Source organism: Pseudomonas sp. AFG_SD02_1510_Pfu_092, from assembly GCF_003331055.1.
Classification (GTDB): Bacteria; Pseudomonadota; Gammaproteobacteria; order Pseudomonadales; family Pseudomonadaceae; genus Aquipseudomonas.
Window position 1 is genome coordinate 44315 of sequence record NZ_PUQD01000009.1, and the last position, 17853, is coordinate 62167.

Sequence of the window (17853 nt, forward strand, 5' to 3'; positions counted from 1 at the left end):
ACCTGTGGGAGCGGGCATGCCCGCGAAGTGGCCGGCGCAGATCAGCGGCGCAGGTAATCGGCGAAATCGATATCGCCGGCGCTGAGGATCGCCTGCACCCGGTTGTGCACGTTGAGTTTGCGCAAAATCGCCGAAACGTGGGCCTTGACCGTGGTTTCGGCGATATCCAGGGTGTAGGCGATCTGCTTGTTCGACTCACCCTTGGTCATGCGTTCGAGCACCAGCAGCTGCTTGCGGGTCAGCGCCTGGAGCATCTCGGGCGGGAAGCTCGGGGCATCGCTGAGGCGCCGGCTGCTGGTGCTTTTCTGGGCACGGATGATGTCGGGCGGCAGGTAGACATTGCCGTTGAGAATCTGCTCGATCGCTTCGATCATCTGCGAGCGTGGCGACGACTTGGTGATGAAGCCCACCGCACCATAGGTGATGGCCTGCAGCACGATCTGCTTTTCCTGCTCGGCGGAAACGATCACCACCGGTGTGGTCGGTGCCTCGTTGCGCAGGGTGATCAGGCCGTTGAGGCCGTGCATGCCGGGCATGTTCAGGTCGAGCAGGATCAGGTCGAGGTCATCGTGCTGGTGGGTCAGTGCCAGGGCACTGTCCAGGTCGGCGGTTTCCATGACTTCGCTGCCTTGGAAGCCATCGCTGATGACGTTGTGAATGGCTTCGCGAAACAGCGGGTGATCATCGGCAATCAGAATTTTGTACATGGCCTTTTCACCTCGTTTTTATTGGATGGAGCGGGGCACGCATGCGCAGGCGACAGCTTCAGGGGAAGGGTTGCGGTTGTGCTGGCGCCACCGGCAGGTTGGCTTGCTGCCAGGCATCCAGGCCGTCGCGGTACCAATACAGATTCTTATAGCCCAGGGCTGTCGCGCGTTTTACCGCGTTCCAGCTCAACCAGCAATCGGCGCGGCAGTAAAAGACCAGCGGTCGTTGCCGGTCGCCGGCGCTGGCCGTTGCCAGGTTGCGCACGAAGTAGGCCTGCCAGGCCGGGCTCAGCTCGCCATCACCGGTGTTGGCCAGCCACAGGCTGCCGGGGAGGTTGGCGTGGGGTTCGTCTTCGATGAAACGCCCCTGCAGCCATTGGCGGCGATAGACGTCGATCAGCACCGGCCTGGGTTGCTGGCGCAGCATTTTTTGCAGGCTGGCGGTGTCGATCACCTGGCCGCCTTCGACCTGCTGCGGGGTGGGGCTGCGATAGAGGGTGGTGCGATAGCCTTCGGCAGAGAACAGCGGCGTGCTGTCGGCCTGGGCAAGGCCCAGCGTCAGGCTCAGCGAAAGCGCCGCCAGCAGAGGGCGTGGCAGCCGGGGCAGGGCACATGGCATGGGGTTTGTCCTTTTTGTTATAGGCCCATTACATGCCAGCGGTGGTGCGTTGTGAATGCGACGATCAGACAGCAAAGGCAGTACTAAAGTAGTAGCGGGCTGGGCACAGTACCTGTGGGAGCGGCCAGATCAGCGCGGCTTGCGCAGCGCCGCATGCTGGGGGTTGAAGGTGAGGATCGCCAGCAGCGTGAACAGCACCGTCAGCCCCAGGCATACCGCCAGCGCCAGCAGGTTCAGCCGCTCGTACAAGGCAAAGCGCACCAGCTCCACCGCATGGGTGAACGGGTTAATCGCACACAACCCGTACAGCCACTGGCTGGCCTCGCGCATCTTCCACAGCGGGTACAACGCCGAGGACAGGAAGAACAGCGGGAAGATCACGAAATTCATCACCCCGGCAAAGTTCTCCAGCTGGCGTATCGCATTCGACAGCAACAGCCCCAGGGCACTGAGCATCAGCGCCACCAGCAACAACGCCGGCAGCGCCAGCAGCAAGCCCGCCGCCGGCGGTTGCACGCCGTACAGCCAGGCAATGGCGAGGAATGCGTACACCTGCAGCAGGGAAATCAACGAGGTCGCCAGCAGCTTGCTGCCCAGCAGGAAAGGCCGCGGCAACGGGCTGGTCAGCAGCACGCGCATGCTGCCCATCTCACGGTCATAGACCATCGACAGCGAGCCCTGCATGCCATTGAACAGCAGGATCATGCAGGCCAGGCCCGGGATGATGTACACCTCGTAGGGGATGTAGGTGTCATAAGGCTCGATGATGGCGATGCCCAGGGCCGCACGAAACCCGGCGGCGAACACCAGCAGCCACAATAGCGGGCGCACCAGGGCACTGAGAAAACGCGTGCGCTGCAAGACGAAGCGCAGGCATTCGCGCAGCAGGATGCCATTGAAGCATTGCCAGTAAGCGTTCATCGGGCGTTGTCCCCTTGTGGTGTACGGGTCAGGCGGGCGAAGGCCTGGTCAAGGTCGCCGCCATGCTCGAGGCTCAGCGCATCGGCCATGCCACTGGCCACCAGGCGCCCCTGGTGCAGGATCAGCAGGTCATCGCTGGGCTGCACCTCGTCCAGCAGATGGGTCGCCCACAGCACACTGAGCTGCTGCTCGCGGCACAGCAGCCGCAGGTGCTGGTTGAGCGCCAGGCGGCTGGCCGGGTCAAGTCCGACGCTGGCTTCGTCGAGCAGCAGCAGGCGCGGCTCGTGCAGCAGCGCGCGGGCAATCTCGACCCGCCGCCGATGGCCGATGTTCAGCGCCCGGACCGGTTCGCGCCGGCGTTCGTCGAGGCCCTGGCGGGCCAGCTCGGCATCCACCCGTATATCGCGCTGGCGGCGCGACAGGCCATGCAGCGAGGCGTGATAGCGCAGGTTCTGCTCCACGCTCAGGTCCAGGTCCAGGGTGCTTTGCTGAAACACCACGCCCAACTGGCGCAAGGCCGGCCGTGCGGCAGTACGCAGCGAACAGCCGCACACGCGGATGTCGCCCTGCTGCAGGTCGTACAGCCGCGTGAGCAGGGCGATCAGGGTCGATTTGCCGGCACCGTTGGGGCCGAGCAAGGCGGCGAAGCGCCCGGGCGCCAGGCTGAAGCCGACCTGCCTGAGCGCCTCGCGCTGGCCGTAGGCAAAGCTCACCTCGCTGACTTCGAGGGTATTCATGGCGTCACCACCACGCCCCAGGGGTAGCGCCCGACTTTCACCGACTTGAGCACCTTGAGGTTGTGCGTATCGATCACCGAGACATCGCCGCTGACCCCGTTGGTGGCCAGCAACCGGCTCTGGTCCGGGGTGAACGCCAGCTGCCAGACGCGCCGCCCGACCAGCAGGTAATCGAGCACTTCGTAAGTCCTGGCATCGACCACCGCCACATGGTTGGCCGGGCCCAGGGCGACGAAGGCGTACTTGCCGTCGGCGCTGAGCTTGATGCCCACGGGCTGGACCTTGTCCGGGTGCACGCCCTTGATCTGGAAGGTCAGGGTTTTCAGCACCTGGCGGCTGGCTACGTCGAGGATGGTCACCGTGCCGCCGATTTCTGCCGAGGCCCACAGCCGTGTGCCGTCCTGGCTGAACTCGACGAAGCGCGGCCGCTGGTCCACCGGGGTGCTTTCGGCCAGGGTCTGGGTGCTGGTGTCGATCCAGTGCAGCATGTTGGTGGTTTCGCTGGTGTTGACCGCCCACTTGCCGTCGGGGCTCACCGCCATGCCCTCGGGCTCGATGCCGACATCGATCTGCCCGAGCACCTTGTCGGTCTGGGTGTCGATCACCGTCACCAGCGCGTCGTCCTCGTTGGACACGTACAGCCAGCGGTCGTTGGGGTGCAGGGCGAACTGCTCGGGGTCCTTGCCGGAGGGCAGTTCCTTGATGATCTTGCGGGTGGCCACGTCCATCACCTGCACCCGGTCCGAATCGCTGGCGCAGATGTACAGCAACCGGTTGTCGTGGGACAGCAGCAGGCCGCGCGGGCGCTGGCCCACCGGCAGGGTTTCGGTCACTTCTAGGGTTTGCAGGTCGATCAGGCTGAGGCTGTTGTCTTTCTCGTTGGAGACCCAGGCGGTAGCGGCCATGGCATGCCCGCCGGCAAGCGCCAGGGCGCCGGCCAGCAGGGTGGGGTAGAGCATGGCCCGGTGAAAAGCGCAGCGACGCATGGCGAAAATCCTTGTTGTTGTGGTTATCGGGTCAGGGGTAGGCGCAGGTCACTTCGGGCTTGTCGTAGCCCAGGCTGTCCATTTCGTTGAAAGGGTGCAGGAAGCCTTCCTGCGGCGAGGTGCTGACCAGCGCGCGCGGTTGCACCAGCGGGATCGGTTGGCGCAGCTCGCCGTTCCACGGCCGATAGCTGAGCTTGCGGCCCTTGAAGCCGTCCAGCGGCAACTGCTCGCTGAGCAGCGATTGCTGCACGGCACGCGGCTCGGCCTGGCGCAGTTTGCTCACTGCGCTGGCGACGCTGCGCACGGCCATCCAGGCGGCGAAGTCGCGGTCGTTCATCCAGCGCCCGGCCTGGGCTTCGAAGCGCTTTTGCAACTGCGCCGCGCCGAAGGTTTCCACGGTCTTGTGCCAGCCGGTGGGGGTCAGGCCCTGGGTGCCGGCGACCGGCCGGGGGTACCAGGTCTGGTAGGGCAGGTATTCGCCGAAGTCGCCACGCTCGTCGGCCACCAGCACCACGTCGTACTCGGTGGTTTGCGTGAACAACGGCATGTCGGCCTGGGCGCTGCGGCGCTGGTCGTTGTCGAAGGTCCAGGCTTTTTCCGCGACCAGTTGCATGCCAAAGCGCTGCATGGCGCGGCGCAGGGCGGCGGCGTAGGCGCGGTCGTCGTCGGTCTGGCCGACCACCAGCAGCGCCCGCTGCCATTTGCGCACCACCATGAACTGCACCAGGGCATCGGCCAGCATGGCCCGGCCCGGCAGGCTGTGCAGCACGTTGCCCAGGCACTGGCTGCTGCGCAGGCTGTCGTCCGCGCTGCCGGCATTGAACAGCAGGCTGTCGGGCAGGGCGGCCGCCAGGGCCCGCAGGCTGGCGGCCGGGGCATTCACCACGAACAGCCGCAGCCCCTGGTCATGCTGGGCCTGGGCGGCTTGCAGCAGGGCTTCGGGGCTGTCGACGCTGGCCTCGGTCAGGTGGAATGCCTGGTTGAGGAAACGCCCGCTGCTGTTGCTGTCGACGATCGCCAGCCGGGCGCCTTGCAAGCCGGCATCGGCCGGCTCGGGAATGACATTGGACAGCAGCGGGCCGGGATCGGGGCGATAGCCCAGGTAGCCGATGCGCACCGGCAACGGTTGCGCAGCCTGGCCCTGGTTGGCGGCTGCGGGCTGCGCCAGCAGCGTCGCGGCCAGGGCCAGCAGGCAGGTCAGGGCAAGGTGGGCAGGCTGGCGCATAGGGCGACTCCACGGCAGATGGCGCCAGCATAGGAAGCCCGCCGGGAGGGGGAAATATGCAGAAAGTAGCGCTCGGCCGGTACCAAGGTAGTAATTCGCCATGCAGGCCCCGGTTCTACCATGGCCGGCAACCTTCCAGGCCTGAGGAGAACCGCCCATGCGCCTCTCGGATCTGTCGGCCTTGTGGCGGATCAACCTTTGCGTCACGGTGTTTTTCGCGCTGGTGACACTGGCCTGTGCCGGGGTGCTGTTGCACCAGGCGGTCGCTGACGTCGAGCGTGAATTGCAGTCTGCCGAAGCGGTGGTGGCCTACCTTGGCGACAGCGCCGAGCGCGACCCGGCAAGCCTGCAACCGCAGCTGACGCAAAGCCTGCGCCATGTCCGGGTGCATTGGCTGGCGGCGGGCGAGCGTGTGCAGTTGCCGCTGGAGACCGGCCTGGATGCCTGGCTGGGCCGCCACCTGCTCGGTGAACGCCACGCCGGTGCTCGGCTGCTGGCGTTGGGCGATGGCCGGCGGGTGATGATTGCCGTGGATGCGCGCGACGAAATCGACGAGGTGCGCGACTCCCTGCAACAACTGTTGGGCCTGTGCGGCCTGGCCTTGTTGTCGAGCCTGTTGACCATCCGCTGGGCGGTGCGTCGCGGCATGGGCCTGCTGGACGAGCTGTTGCAGGCCTTGCGCCAGGTTTCGGGCGGGCAATTGGGCACGCGCCTGCGCGAGGCCGGCCTGCCGGAGGCGCGCCAGCTGGCGGAGCACTTCAACCGCATGACCGGCTCACTGGCGCAGGCCCGGGCCGACAATGCCCAGCTGACCCAGGCCCTGCTGGCGGTGCAGGAACAGGAACGCACCCAGCTGGCGCAGGCGCTGCACGACGACCTGGGGCAATACCTGGCGGGTATTCGCGCCCAGTTGTGCCTGCTGCGCATGGTCGCCGACCAACCCGCCCAGGTGGTGCAGACCACACGCACCCTGGAACTCGATTGCGAACGCTTGCAGCAGGGTTTTCGCGCCCTGGTGCATGACCTGTACCCGCTGGCCTTGCAACACATGCCGCTGGCCGAGGCGTTCGGTTTGCTGGTGAGCCAATGGCAGGCCAGCCACGGTATCGACTGTCGCCTGCGGGTCGGCGCGCAGCTGCCGGTGCTGCCCGGGCCGAGCCGCACGCATTTGTACCGCTTGTTGCAGGAGGCGCTGACCAACGTCGCCCGCCACGCCGGCGCCAGCCAGGTGCGGGTGCGCCTGCAACGCAGTGGCAAGGGCTTGCGCCTGCTGGTGCGCGACAACGGTCGCGGGGCGCTGCAGCCCCAGCGCCCCGGGTTAGGCCTGCACTCGATGGCCGAACGCGCGCGCAGCCTCGGTGGTGAGCTGCGCATTATCAGCCGCCCCGGGGCCGGCTGGGCGCTGGCCCTGAACATGCCAAGGAGGTGAGATGAATATCGTCTTGGTCGATGACCATGCCGTGGTTCGCCAGGGCTATGCCAGCCTGTTGCGCGCGGTGCTGCCGAACATGCAGGTGCGGGAAGCCGCCAGTGGCGAAGAAGCCCTGGCCCGGGTGCAGGAGCAGGTGCCCAACCTGGTGATCATGGACTTCGGCCTGCCGGGCATCAGTGGCCTGGAAACTACCCGGCGCCTGCGTCAGCGCCTGCCGCAGTTGCGCGTGCTGTTTTTCAGCATGCACGACGAACTGCCGCTGGTACGCCAGGCGCTGGACGCCGGGGCTTCGGGGTACCTGACCAAGAGTTCGGCGCCCGAGGTACTGATCGAGGCGGTGCAGCGGGTGCTGGCCGGGCATGCCTACATCGAACAACCGCTGGCCACGCAGTTGGCTTGCAGCGCACAGCAAAGCGACCCGCGCCTGCAACGCATGACCCAGCGTGAGCTGGAGATTTTCGTGATGCTGGCAAAAGGCACGCCGGTGCGGGTGATTGCCGAGCAGTTGTGCATCAGCGCCAAGACCGTGTCCAACCACCTGACCTTGCTCAAGAGCAAGCTGCAGGTCAGCTCGCATGCCGAACTGGTGCACTTGGGGATTGATCTTGGCCTGGTGCGGGTGGCGGGGTGAGGGTTCTTTGAAGGCCAACCTACGAGTGATGGGTTTAGCAGGGACTCTGTGGGAGCGGGTTCACCCGCGAATGAGGCGACTCGGTATATGGCACCGGCTTTGCCGGTGTTCGCGGGTGAACCCGCTCCCACAGGGGAATAATGTGCCCAGCACGCTTTGTTCAATTGTCCCAGGTATCCGGGCACCCCTTGCAGCCTTCCATGTTGGCGTCCTGAAAATTCCCGTAATGCAAGCGCGCCCCGCGCAGGTCGGCGCGTTGCAGGTTGCTCTGGCCGAACTTGGCTTCTTGCAGGTTGGCATCAGCCAGGTCGGCCTCCAGCAGGTCAGCCTTGCTCAGCCAGGCCATCTCCAGGTCCGCAGCGCGCAGCCTGGCCTGCTGCAGGTGCGCCCCGGACAACCGGGCGAATTGCAGGTAGGCCGCGCTGAGGTCGGCCTGGGCAAACTGCGCTCCCTGGGCGAACAGGCCCCAGCCCTGAACCGCCACCAACCGGCCGTTGCTCAGGTCGGCCAGGCGCAGGTTGCTCTGCTGCAGGCTGGCGCGGGTCAGGTTGGCGCCCTGCAGCCGGGCTTTTTCCAGGTTGGCCAGGTCCAGCCGGGCATGGCGCAGGTCGGCGTCGCGCAGGTCGGCGCCGGCCAGGTTCATCTTGCGCAGGTCCTGGTTGGCCAGGTTGGCGCCCCGCAGGTTGGCGCCCGGGCACTGGCTGGCCTCGGCGATCAGGCAGCCGTTGATGGTCAAGGGGGGGCCGTTGGCCGCGTCGTCGGCAGTCGTGGCCATGGCGGGGGACAGCACCAGCAGCAAGGCGAAGGGCAGGTAGTTCATAGCGATCGTCTCTCGATGTGAAGTCAGGCCAGCAGCCCGGGGCCGCTCTGCGGCCCATCGCCGGCAAGCCAGCTCCCACAGGTTGAAGGCAGCACGGTCGGGGTGGGAGCTGGCTTGCCGGCGATGGGCTGCATCAGCTCAGGCGGTCAACGTTGGGCGGTCTTGGTGTCCCAGCTGGGGATCTTGAACACCCAGAACGAGCCGCCCTGGGCCACCGGCTTGGTCAGCTCGGCCATGTCGCCGCCCCACAGCGGCACCGCACCGCCGTAGCCCACGGTCACGCCGATATACTGCTCGCCGTCCTGCTCCCAGGTAATCGGCGGCGAGACGATGCCGCTGCCGGTCTGGAACTTCCACAGCTCCTTGCCCGTTCTGGCGTCGAAGGCCTTGAAAAAGCCATCGCCGGTGCCGGTGAACACCAGGTTGCCCTTGGTCGCCAGCACGCCGGCCCACAGCGGCAGGGGCTCCTTGTGCTCCCATACCAGCTTGCCGGTGCTCGGGTCCATGGCGCGCAGGGTGCCGACATGGTCGTCGTACATGCGCTTGATGCGAAAACCCATGCCCAGGTAGGCCGAGCCCTTCTTGTAGTTCACTTGCTCGGTCCAGTACTCCTCTTTCCACTGGTTGGCAGGGATGTAGAACAGGCCGGTGTCCTGGCTGTAGGCCATGGGGTTCCAGTTCTTGCCGCCCAGGAACGGCGGCGAGACTTCCACCGGCTTGCCCTTGGTTTCACCCGGCAGCGGCTTGGCCGGGCGCTGCCCGGGGTTCTCTACCGGGCGGCCGCTGTCGAGGTCGATATGGCTGGCCCAGGTGATGTTGTCGACGAACGGGAAGGCGTTCTGCAACTTGCCGTTGCTGCGGTCGACCACGTAGAAAAAACCGTTGCGGTCGGCGTGGCCGGTGGCCTTGACCAGCTTGCCGTCCTTGCCCTTGTAGTCGAACAGCACCAGTTCGTTGTTGCCGGAGAAGTCCCAGGCATCGTTCGGCGTGTGCTGGTAGAACCACTTCACTTCGCCGGTGCTGGGGTCGACCCCGACCTGGCCCGAGGTGTACAGGCTGTCATGGTCGCCGGGGTTGCCGTCCTTGGCGGTGCGCGCCCAGGTGTTCCAAGGCGCCGGGTTGCCGGCACCGACGATGATGGTGTTGCTCTCGGGGTCGAAGCTGGCGCTTTGCCAAGGCGCGCCGCCGCCATGGCTCCAGGCCTCGACCTTGCCGGTCTCGGTGCTGGGGTCGTCCGGCCAGGAGGGCGCCTTGACGTCGCCGGTCGGGGTGCTGTCCTTGCCGTTCAGGCGGCCCATGTGGCCCTCGACGAACGGGCGCATCCACACCTCTTCGCCGGTTTCCGGGTCACGCGCGAACAACTGGCCGACCACGCCGAACTCGTCGCCGGAGCTGCCGTGGATCAGCAGCACCTTGCCGCTGGTCTTGTCCTTGATCAGCACCGGGGCGCCGGTCATGGTGTAGCCGGCGCCGTGGTCGCCGAACTTCTTGTTCCACACCACCTTGCCGGTGCGCTTGTCGAGGGCGATGACCCGCGCGTCGAGGGTGCCGAAGTAGATCTTGTCGGCGTAGATCGCCGCGCCGCGGTTGACCACGTCGCAGCACGGGCGAATGTTGTCGGGCAAGCGGTGGTTGTAAGTCCACAGGCGCTTGCCGGTTTTGGCGTCGAGGGCGAATACCCGCGAGTAGGAGCCGGTGACATAGACCACGCCGTCGCTGACGATGGCCTGCGACTCCTGGCCGCGCTGCTTCTCGTCGCCGAACGAGTAAGACCAGGCCGGGGTCAGCTTGAACACGTTCTGCTCGTTGACCTGGGCCAGCGGGCTCCAGCGCTGGGCGTTGGTGCCCATGCCGTATTGCAGCACATCCTGGGTGGTGAGGTGGTCGTTGGCGATGTCTTCCCAGCTGACGTTGCTGCCGGCAGCTGGCGCAGGGCTGGTGGCCGCTGTTGCCACACTGCCCAGGGCCAGGCCACCGGCCACTAGCAGCGCACGCACGCCGAGGGCCAGAGGGGAAGGGGCGGGTAGCGATCTTATTGTCATGGTTGCAGTTCCCAGTGGAGGTTTTGGCCTGCACAGGGTGGGGCGCGGCAGCCGTCGCCGGATACGGAAAACTTCCCGCCGTGGCCGGGAATAGTTCCCGTACGCCACCTCAATTGGCCCATCGCCACAAGCCCTACTACCAAGGGAGTAAGGCCCGGCCACCAAAGCAGCATTCGGCCGCCTGCGGGCTGTTTTTAAGATGGCGATACGGCCTCTGTGGTTGAGGCTTTGCGTGCAATGGTGAGGGCATGACAATGACAATAAAACGCAATGTGTTGCTGGCTACAGGGCTGCTCGCCGCGGCGGTGCTGAGTGGCACCGCCTGGGGCCATGGCAATGTCGTGCCGCAGGCGGTAGAGACCCAGGGCCTGACCCCGATCAAGGACGCCGGTGTCAGCGTGGACGGCGACGGTTGGGCGGCGGTCAACCCGTATCGCGAATCGCCCGAACGCGACAAGGCCGTGGAAATCGGCGCCTCGGCCTACAACCAGAACTGCGCGGCCTGCCACGGCCTGGAAGCCAAGTCGGGCGGCATCGCCCCTGACCTGCGCATGCTCGATGCCGGCGAGGCCGGGGATGAATGGTTCGTCGAGCGGGTGCGCCATGGCGCGGTTCGCGACGGCCGGGTGTACATGCCGAAGATGGCCGACTACCTGAGCCAGGAAGCCCTGTGGGCGGTGCGCACCTACCTTGACAGCGTGCACGTCGAGGAGTGACGGCCATGCGCCTGTTGGCGGTGCTGTTGAGTGGCCTGCTGCTGTGTTGCGCGGCGGCCCAGGCGCAAGTGCGCAACTACGACGCGATCATTGCCGCTGGCGAGCTGAAGGTCGCGGTGTACCAGGACTTCGCCCCCTACAGCTTCGAGGACCACGGCCAGCCGCGCGGTGTCGATGTGGAGCTGGCGCAGGCGCTGGCGGCAGCGCTGGGGGTGCGCCTGCAACTGATCTGGGCGCCCCCCGGCGAAAAGCTCGACGACGACCTGCGCGACTACATCTGGCGCGGCAGCCCGCTGCGCCATCAGCAGCTGGCCGACCTGATGATGCGGGTGCCCTACGACCACGCCTACGCGCAGCGGCGCAACGAGGTGGGTGAGCTGGAAAACGCCCAGGTGGTGATGTTCGGCCCGTATCAGGAGGAGCGCTGGCAGGTCGCCTACGACCGCCGCCGGCTGGACTCGGTGGCCAGTGTCGCGGTGTTCCGCCAGCACCCGATCGGGGTCGAGGTGGACAGCGTACCGTCGTTCTACCTGACCTCGGTGTTCAACGGCATGCTCAGCGCCAGGACCCATCATTACCCCAATGTGCAGCAGGCCTTCGCGGCCATGCAGGCGGGCCAGGTGGATGCGGTGATGGCGATGCGCGGCGAGGTCGACTGGCAACTGCACCAGGCCGGCGACCCGCAACTGCAACTGGCGGAAAACGCCTACCCGAACCTCGGCAAGCAGGCCTGGGAGATCGGCATGGCGGTGCACGAAAGCAACCGGCAACTGGCCTATGCGGTGGAGGAGGCCCTGGAGGCGATGATCCGTGATGGGCGGTTGAAGGCGATGTATGCCAGTTATGGGCTGCGCTATGAGGTACCGGAGATGTATCAATAACACTGGCAAGACCCCTGTGGGAGCGGGCGCGCCCGCGAACACGGGCGAAGCCCGTGCCATCCACCGCGGCGCCTGCTTCGCGGGCATGCCCGCTCCCACAGGGGCCTTCTCGCAGTCGGCGAAAAGGAGTTGGTTATGAACTGGCGAGCGGCTTTCCTGCTGGCCTGCTGGATGCCCTGGGCCGGCCAGGCCCTGGCCAGCGAGCCCAGTGCCAACAAGGACCCGGTACCCTCGGTGATGTGGGACTTCTATCACAAACAGCTGCTCGGCCAGGCCGCGTTCGTCTTCGATGAGCGGGTCAAGCTGCTGGCGCCGCCGTTTGCCGAGGACGCCCGCCAGGTGCCGCTGGAGATCGACGCCCGGGCGCTCGGTAGCGAGGTGGTGCGGATTCTCGCCTGGGCCGAACTCAACCCGCTGCCGCGGATTGTCGACTTCCAGCCCGGCGAGCGGGTATTGCCCTGGCTGTCGATCCGCATCCGTATCGAACAGGCCACGCCGCTGCGTGCTGCGGTGCTGACGCGTGACGGCATCTGGCATGTCGGCTCGACCCTGATCGATGCCGCTGGCGGCGGTTGTACCGCGCCCAGCGTGGTACGCACCCAGCCCGGCTGGGAGGAGCACCTCGGCGAAGTGCTGGGCGGGCGCTACCCGCGCGCGGACAGTAGCCGCTTGCGCCTGCAGGTAGCGCACCCGATGGACAATGGCCTGGTCAGCGGCATCCCCGAGTTCTTCCTCAACCACGCCGAGCTGCAGGGCGCCGATGGCCAGCGCCTGGCCAGCCTGGCGCTGTACCCGGCGGTCAGCGAAAACCCCAACCTCGGTTTCGACATCCTTGGCCCAGGGCCGACCCGCCTGGTGTTGCAGGACAACAGCGGCAACCAGTTCGAGGCCGCCGTGCCCTGAGCGCCGCACCCGATTCCCCGACCAGAGGCCGCCGTGATGCGTTGCATTCTGCTGTTGCTGCTGTGCCTGGGCCTGCCGGCCTGGGCCGACCTGAACTATCGGCTCAACCCCCGGCAGATCGCCGAGGGCACCTGGCTACTGGAGGGCAGCACCGACAATTTCGCCAAGGATAACGGTGGCAACATCGTCAACACGGCATTCATCGCCACCGAAAGCGGCGTGCTGGTGATCGACAGCGGGCCGTCGAAACGCTACGGCGAAGCCTTGCGCCAGGCCATTGCCACGGTCACCGACAAGCCGGTGAGCGAAGTGTTGCTGACCCATCATCACCCCGACCATGTGCTGGGCAACCAGGCGTTTGCCGATGTGCCCGTCGGCGCCCTGGCCGGCACGGGCGAGCTGTTGCGCCAGCAGGGTGAGGCGATGGCCGAGAACATGTACCGCCTGGTCGGCGACTGGATGCGTGGCACCGAGGTGGTGCTGCCGACGCGGGTGCTAGAGCCGGGCATTCGCGAGGTTGGCGGGCACCGCCTGCGGCTGCTGGCGCTGGGCGGGCATACCGGCGCCGACCTGGCGATTCTCGATGAAACCACCGGCGTGCTGTTCGCCGGCGACCTGGTGTTCTACCAGCGTGCCCTGACCACGCCGAACAGCCCGGGCCTGGAGGTGTGGCTGCAGGACCTGGACACCTTGCAGGCGCTGCCCTGGAAGCAGCTGGTACCCGGCCACGGCCCGGTCGCCAGCGATGCCCGGCCGTTTGCCCAGATGCGCGACTACCTGGGCTGGCTGGACGGGCTGATGCGCGACGGTGCTGCGCGCGGCGATGACATGGCCGAGATGATCCGCAGGCCGATCCCCGAGCGGTTTGCCGGCATCAGCCTGACGCGCTACGAGTTGATTCGCAGTGTCAGCCATCTGTACCCGCGCTACGAACGCCAGCAACTGCGGCGCGTGGACGCCAGCCCCATACCAAGGAACTAGAAAACTCCGTACTCCTGGCAATTGTTGGCAAACAGGCCGCGACCAAGAATTCCCGGCACACCGGGAAATTTTCCCGGACACAACAAAAACTCCAAAGGTAGCCGTCATGACCCGATCCCCACGTCGTCCCGTGTTCGCCGTGAGCCTGGTGCTCAGCGCCATGCTGCTTGCCAATGCGGCGCACGCTGCTGTCAGCAATGAAGAAATCCTCCAGGACCCGAAGAACCCGCAGCAGATCGTGACCAACGGCCTGGGTGTGCAGGGTCAGCGCTACAGCCCGCTGGACATGCTCAACAGCAACAACGTCAAGGAACTGCGGCCGGTCTGGGCGTTCTCGTTCGGCGGCGAGAAGCAGCGCGGCCAGCAGGCTCAGCCGCTGGTCAAGGACGGCGTGATGTACCTCACCGGCTCCTATTCGCGGGTGTTCGCCGTGGATGCGCGCACCGGCAAGAAGCTGTGGCAATACGATGCGCGCCTGCCCGATGACATCCGCCCGTGCTGCGACGTGATCAACCGTGGTGTGGCGCTGTACGGCGACCTGGTGTTCTTCGGCACCCTCGATGCCAAGCTGGTGGCGCTGAACAAGGACACCGGCAAGGTGGTGTGGAGCAAGAAGGTCGCTGACCACAAGGAAGGCTACTCCATCAGCGCCGCGCCGATGATCGTCAACGGCAAGCTGATCACCGGCGTCGCCGGTGGCGAATTCGGCGTGGTCGGCAAGATCCAGGCCTACAACCCGGAGAACGGCGAGCTGCTGTGGATGCGCCCGACCGTGGAAGGGCACATGGGCTACGTGTACAAGGATGGCAAAGCCATCGAGAACGGTATTTCCGGCGGCGAGGCGGGCAAGACCTGGCCTGGCGACCTGTGGAAGACCGGCGGTGCGGCCCCTTGGCTGGGCGGCTACTACGACCCGGAAACCAACCTGATCCTTTTCGGTACCGGCAACCCGGCACCGTGGAACTCGCACCTGCGCCCGGGCGACAACCTGTACTCCTCGTCGCGCCTGGCGCTGAACCCGGACGACGGCACCATCAAGTGGCACTTCCAGAGCACGCCGCATGACGGCTGGGACTTCGACGGCGTCAACGAGCTGATCTCGTTCAACTACAAGGACGGCGGCAAAGAGGTCAAGGCCGCCGCCACCGCCGACCGCAACGGCTTCTTCTACGTCCTGGACCGCACCAACGGCAAGTTCATCCGTGGTTTCCCGTTCGTCGACAAGATCACCTGGGCCACCGGCCTGGACAAGGACGGCCGGCCGATCTACAACGAAGCCAGCCGCCCCGGTGCACCAGGCAGCGAGGCCAAGGGCAGCTCGGTGTTCGTCGCCCCGGCCTTCCTCGGCGCCAAGAACTGGATGCCGATGGCCTACAACAAGGACACCGGCCTGTTCTATGTGCCTTCCAACGAGTGGGGCATGGACATCTGGAACGAAGGCATCGCCTACAAGAAGGGCGCGGCGTTCCTCGGTGCCGGCTTCACCATCAAGCCGCTCAACGAAGACTACATCGGCGTGCTGCGTGCCATCGACCCGGTCAGCGGCAAGGAAGTGTGGCGCCACAAGAACTTCGCGCCGCTGTGGGGCGGGGTGCTGACCACCAAGGGCAACCTGGTGTTCACCGGCACGCCGGAGGGCTTCCTGCAGGCGTTCAACGCCAAGACCGGCGACAAGGTCTGGGAGTTCCAGACCGGTTCCGGCGTGCTCGGTTCGCCAGTGACCTGGGAAATGGACGGCGAGCAGTACGTGTCGGTGGTCTCCGGCTGGGGCGGCGCGGTACCGCTGTGGGGCGGCGAAGTGGCCAAGCGGGTCAAGGACTTCAACCAGGGCGGCATGCTCTGGACCTTCAAGCTGCCCAAGCAGCTGCAAACCGCCAGCGCCAAGCGCTGACCCCACGCCTGCCGCTTGCCGCCAGCCATCCGGCGGCAAGCGGCCCTACTACCAAATGACGAGAGCCCCGCTGCCAACGATGCATTCGCCCGGCAGGCGGGGCTTTTTACCATCGGTCCATCGCCTGTCGCCAGACAGGCATCGACCCGCAGAGGCTCAGCATGATCTACGCACAACCCGGAACCCCAGGCGCCATCGTGTCCTTCAAGCCACGCTACGGCAATTTCATCAACGGTGAGTTCGTGCCGCCGCTGGGCGGCCAGTACTTCACCAACAGCTCGCCGGTCAATGGCCAGCCGATTGCCGAGTTCCCGCGCTCTGGCGCCGAGGACATCGAGCGCGCCCTGGACGCCGCGCATGCCGCCGCCGAGGCGTGGGGCAAGACGTCGGTGCAGGACCGCGCGCTGGCGCTGCTGAAGATCGCCGACCGCATCGAGCAGCACCTTGAAGTGCTGGCCGTGAGCGAAAGCTGGGACAACGGCAAGGCCGTGCGCGAAACCCTCAACGCCGACGTCCCGCTGGCAGCGGACCACTTCCGCTACTTCGCCGGCTGCATCCGCGCCCAGGAAGGCGGCGCCGCGGAAATCAACGAAGGCACCGTGGCCTACCACATCCACGAGCCGCTGGGCGTGGTCGGGCAGATCATTCCGTGGAACTTCCCGCTGCTGATGGCTGCCTGGAAACTCGCCCCGGCGCTGGCTGCCGGTAACTGCGTGGTGCTCAAGCCGGCAGAGCAGACGCCCTTGTCGATCACGGTGTTCGCCGAGCTGATCGCCGACCTGCTGCCTGCCGGCGTGCTCAACATCGTCCAGGGCTTTGGCCGTGAAGCCGGCGAGGCCCTGGCCACCAGCAAGCGCATCGCCAAGATCGCCTTCACCGGCTCCACCCCGGTGGGTTCGCATATCATGAAGTGCGCCGCCGAGAACATCATCCCGTCCACCGTCGAGCTGGGTGGCAAGTCGCCGAACATCTTCTTCGAAGACATCATGCAGGCCGAGCCGGCGTTCATCGAAAAGGCCGCCGAAGGCCTGGTGCTGGCGTTCTTCAACCAGGGCGAAGTGTGCACCTGCCCGTCGCGCGCGTTGATCCAGGAATCGATCTACGAGCCGTTCATGGCCGAGGTGATGAAGAAGATCGCCAAGATCACCCGTGGCAACCCGCTGGACACCGAGACCATGGTCGGCGCCCAGGCCTCGGAGCAGCAATACGACAAGATCCTTTCCTACCTGCAGATTGCCCGCGAGGAGGGCGCACAGCTGCTCGCCGGTGGCGGGGCAGAGCGGCTCGACGGCGACCTGGCCAGCGGTTACTACATCCAGCCGACGCTGCTCAAGGGCCACAACCGGATGCGCGTGTTCCAGGAAGAGATCTTCGGCCCGGTGGTGGGGGTGACCACCTTCAAGGACGAAGCCGAAGCCCTGGCGATTGCCAACGACAGTGAGTTCGGCCTGGGCGCCGGCCTGTGGACCCGCGACATCAACCGCGCCTACCGCATGGGCCGCGGGATCAAGGCCGGGCGGGTATGGACCAACTGCTACCACCTGTACCCGGCGCATGCCGCGTTCGGTGGCTACAAGAAGTCCGGGGTCGGCCGTGAAACCCACAAGATGATGCTCGACCACTACCAGCAGACCAAGAACCTGCTGGTGAGCTACGACATCAACCCGCTGGGCTTCTTCTAACGCCTGGAATGGCCTCGGGGGCTGCTTTGCAGCCCATCGCCGGCAAGCCAGCTCCCACAGGGATCGCAGGAATTCCAGACCTGTGTAGTACCTGTGGGAGCTGGCTTGCCGGCGATGAGGCCAGGGCAGCAACACATTGCTCCTCGGCTTTCGCTGCCTTCCTACCAACGCACCCCGCCAATCAGTCCCAAAGTAGCATTCGGCCCCGCCGCCCCTCGTGCATTAATGCCTGTACCGGAATCGCCCGGCACAAGAAGAGGACATGCCCCATGTGGACCAAACCCGCGTTTACCGACCTGCGTATCGGCTTCGAAGTGACGATGTACTTCGCCAACCGTTGATACCTGCCCGGCCATCGACACGGTGGCCGGGCCCTGATTGCAGATGCCGCCGGTGAAGCTGATCGAGTGTGACCAGGCCTTGTCGTTGCGCCGGGGGTTCCGCCTGTGCTGGGAACACCGCCAGGCCTGCCACGTGCTGCAGCACCCCGCGGGCGTCATCGAACTCAACGCCAGTGCCGGCTGGGTGCTCGAGCTGCTCGACGGCCAGCGCAGCGTGGCCGCGGTCATCGAGCGCCTGGCCCAGCGTTTTCCCGGCGCGCCGGGGCTCGCCGAAGATGTCCTGGCGTTTCTCGAGGTGGCCCGCGCCAAGTCCTGGGTCGAGTGAGCCGCTGCCCCGC

General features: G+C 66.1%; 18 protein-coding genes. 10 read left to right on the forward strand and 8 right to left on the reverse strand.

From position 1 onward, the window contains the following. Positions 1-41: 41 nt before the first annotated feature. From C6A77_RS06575 to C6A77_RS06600, 6 genes are all read right to left on the reverse strand, one after another. Positions 42-707 (reverse strand): response regulator transcription factor, encoded by a 666-nt coding sequence (locus C6A77_RS06575; RefSeq protein ID WP_114168685.1) that lies wholly within the window; start codon positions 705-707, stop codon positions 42-44. Between the two features lie 58 nt (positions 708-765). After that, a complete protein-coding gene (locus C6A77_RS06580) occupies positions 766-1326 on the reverse strand; it encodes a PQQ-dependent catabolism-associated CXXCW motif protein (protein ID WP_114168686.1) in 561 nt (186 codons plus the stop codon). A gap of 129 nt (positions 1327-1455) precedes the next feature. Then, positions 1456-2247 (reverse strand): ABC transporter permease, encoded by a 792-nt coding sequence (locus tag C6A77_RS06585; RefSeq protein ID WP_114168687.1) that lies wholly within the window; start codon positions 2245-2247, stop codon positions 1456-1458. Next, on the reverse strand, positions 2244-2984 hold the full coding sequence (locus C6A77_RS06590) for an ABC transporter ATP-binding protein (RefSeq protein ID WP_114168688.1): 741 nt from the start codon (positions 2982-2984) through the stop codon (positions 2244-2246). Before C6A77_RS06590 ends, C6A77_RS06585 begins: the two co-directional genes overlap by 4 nt. Further along, a complete protein-coding gene (locus C6A77_RS06595) occupies positions 2981-3970 on the reverse strand; it encodes a YVTN family beta-propeller repeat protein (protein ID WP_114168689.1) in 990 nt (329 codons plus the stop codon). The genes C6A77_RS06590 and C6A77_RS06595 overlap by 4 nt, the downstream gene beginning before the upstream one ends. A 31-nt stretch (positions 3971-4001) precedes the next feature. After that, positions 4002-5195, reverse strand: a complete 1194-nt coding sequence (locus C6A77_RS06600; RefSeq protein ID WP_114168690.1) for an ABC transporter substrate-binding protein — start codon at positions 5193-5195, stop codon at positions 4002-4004. Positions 5196-5352: 157 nt separating this feature from the next. Here C6A77_RS06600 and C6A77_RS06605 point away from each other — a divergent pair, with 157 nt between their 5' ends. Together C6A77_RS06605 and C6A77_RS06610 are read left to right on the forward strand one after the other, a co-directional pair. Continuing rightward, entirely contained in the window at positions 5353-6624 is a 1272-nt protein-coding gene (locus tag C6A77_RS06605; protein WP_114168691.1) for a histidine kinase, read from the forward strand. Between the two features lies 1 nt (position 6625). After that, a complete protein-coding gene (locus tag C6A77_RS06610; RefSeq protein ID WP_114168692.1) occupies positions 6626-7258 on the forward strand; it encodes a response regulator transcription factor in 633 nt (210 codons plus the stop codon). 160 nt (positions 7259-7418) lie between these two features. On the opposite strand, the gene C6A77_RS06620 is transcribed toward C6A77_RS06610, so the two are convergent. Both C6A77_RS06620 and exaA read right to left on the reverse strand, forming a co-directional pair. Next, positions 7419-8078, reverse strand: a complete 660-nt coding sequence (locus tag C6A77_RS06620) for a pentapeptide repeat-containing protein (protein ID WP_114168693.1) — start codon at positions 8076-8078, stop codon at positions 7419-7421. 146 nt (positions 8079-8224) lie between these two features. Beyond that, complete coding sequence (exaA, locus tag C6A77_RS06625) at positions 8225-10120, reverse strand: quinoprotein ethanol dehydrogenase (protein ID WP_114168694.1); 1896 nt, start codon at positions 10118-10120, stop codon at positions 8225-8227. Positions 10121-10374: 254 nt separating this feature from the next. Between exaA and pedF the strand changes: the two genes are divergently transcribed. From pedF to pqqD, 8 genes are all read left to right on the forward strand, one after another. Then, positions 10375-10836, forward strand: a complete 462-nt coding sequence (gene pedF, locus C6A77_RS06630; protein WP_114168695.1) for a cytochrome c-550 PedF — start codon at positions 10375-10377, stop codon at positions 10834-10836. Between the two features lie 5 nt (positions 10837-10841). Continuing rightward, positions 10842-11717, forward strand: coding sequence for a transporter substrate-binding domain-containing protein (locus C6A77_RS06635; protein ID WP_114168697.1), 876 nt, complete (start codon positions 10842-10844; stop codon positions 11715-11717). Positions 11718-11852: 135 nt separating this feature from the next. After that, positions 11853-12620, forward strand: coding sequence for a quinoprotein dehydrogenase-associated SoxYZ-like carrier (locus tag C6A77_RS06640; protein WP_114168699.1), 768 nt, complete (start codon positions 11853-11855; stop codon positions 12618-12620). A 36-nt stretch (positions 12621-12656) separates the two neighbouring features. Continuing rightward, on the forward strand, positions 12657-13601 hold the full coding sequence (locus C6A77_RS06645) for a quinoprotein relay system zinc metallohydrolase 1 (RefSeq protein ID WP_114168701.1): 945 nt from the start codon (positions 12657-12659) through the stop codon (positions 13599-13601). A gap of 106 nt (positions 13602-13707) precedes the next feature. Continuing rightward, complete coding sequence (gene pedH, locus C6A77_RS06650) at positions 13708-15492, forward strand: PQQ-dependent alcohol dehydrogenase PedH (protein ID WP_114168703.1); 1785 nt, start codon at positions 13708-13710, stop codon at positions 15490-15492. Positions 15493-15653: 161 nt separating this feature from the next. Beyond that, positions 15654-17174, forward strand: coding sequence for an aldehyde dehydrogenase family protein (locus tag C6A77_RS06655; RefSeq protein WP_114168705.1), 1521 nt, complete (start codon positions 15654-15656; stop codon positions 17172-17174). Positions 17175-17443: 269 nt separating this feature from the next. After that, entirely contained in the window at positions 17444-17515 is a 72-nt protein-coding gene (gene pqqA / locus C6A77_RS06660; RefSeq protein WP_003253598.1) for a pyrroloquinoline quinone precursor peptide PqqA, read from the forward strand. Between the two features lie 52 nt (positions 17516-17567). Next, entirely contained in the window at positions 17568-17840 is a 273-nt protein-coding gene (gene pqqD / locus C6A77_RS06665) for a pyrroloquinoline quinone biosynthesis peptide chaperone PqqD (RefSeq protein WP_114168796.1), read from the forward strand. Positions 17841-17853 lie beyond the last annotated feature (13 nt).

What these genes read in the sequence shown, in the direction of transcription:
- C6A77_RS06575 (WP_114168685.1), bottom strand. Translation starts at nt 707, where the DNA reads ATGTACAAAATTCTGATTGCCGATGATCACCCGCTGTTTCGCGAAGCC.
- C6A77_RS06580 (WP_114168686.1), bottom strand. Translation starts at nt 1,326, where the DNA reads ATGCCATGTGCCCTGCCCCGGCTGCCACGCCCTCTGCTGGCGGCGCTT.
- C6A77_RS06585 (WP_114168687.1), bottom strand. Translation starts at nt 2,247, where the DNA reads ATGAACGCTTACTGGCAATGCTTCAATGGCATCCTGCTGCGCGAATGC.
- C6A77_RS06590 (WP_114168688.1), bottom strand. Translation starts at nt 2,984, where the DNA reads ATGAATACCCTCGAAGTCAGCGAGGTGAGCTTTGCCTACGGCCAGCGC.
- C6A77_RS06595 (WP_114168689.1), bottom strand. Translation starts at nt 3,970, where the DNA reads ATGCGTCGCTGCGCTTTTCACCGGGCCATGCTCTACCCCACCCTGCTG.
- C6A77_RS06600 (WP_114168690.1), bottom strand. Translation starts at nt 5,195, where the DNA reads ATGCGCCAGCCTGCCCACCTTGCCCTGACCTGCCTGCTGGCCCTGGCC.
- C6A77_RS06605 (WP_114168691.1), top strand. Translation starts at nt 5,353, where the DNA reads ATGCGCCTCTCGGATCTGTCGGCCTTGTGGCGGATCAACCTTTGCGTC.
- C6A77_RS06610 (WP_114168692.1), top strand. Translation starts at nt 6,626, where the DNA reads ATGAATATCGTCTTGGTCGATGACCATGCCGTGGTTCGCCAGGGCTAT.
- C6A77_RS06620 (WP_114168693.1), bottom strand. Translation starts at nt 8,078, where the DNA reads ATGAACTACCTGCCCTTCGCCTTGCTGCTGGTGCTGTCCCCCGCCATG.
- exaA (WP_114168694.1), bottom strand. Translation starts at nt 10,120, where the DNA reads ATGACAATAAGATCGCTACCCGCCCCTTCCCCTCTGGCCCTCGGCGTG.
- pedF (WP_114168695.1), top strand. Translation starts at nt 10,375, where the DNA reads ATGACAATAAAACGCAATGTGTTGCTGGCTACAGGGCTGCTCGCCGCG.
- C6A77_RS06635 (WP_114168697.1), top strand. Translation starts at nt 10,842, where the DNA reads ATGCGCCTGTTGGCGGTGCTGTTGAGTGGCCTGCTGCTGTGTTGCGCG.
- C6A77_RS06640 (WP_114168699.1), top strand. Translation starts at nt 11,853, where the DNA reads ATGAACTGGCGAGCGGCTTTCCTGCTGGCCTGCTGGATGCCCTGGGCC.
- C6A77_RS06645 (WP_114168701.1), top strand. Translation starts at nt 12,657, where the DNA reads ATGCGTTGCATTCTGCTGTTGCTGCTGTGCCTGGGCCTGCCGGCCTGG.
- pedH (WP_114168703.1), top strand. Translation starts at nt 13,708, where the DNA reads ATGACCCGATCCCCACGTCGTCCCGTGTTCGCCGTGAGCCTGGTGCTC.
- C6A77_RS06655 (WP_114168705.1), top strand. Translation starts at nt 15,654, where the DNA reads ATGATCTACGCACAACCCGGAACCCCAGGCGCCATCGTGTCCTTCAAG.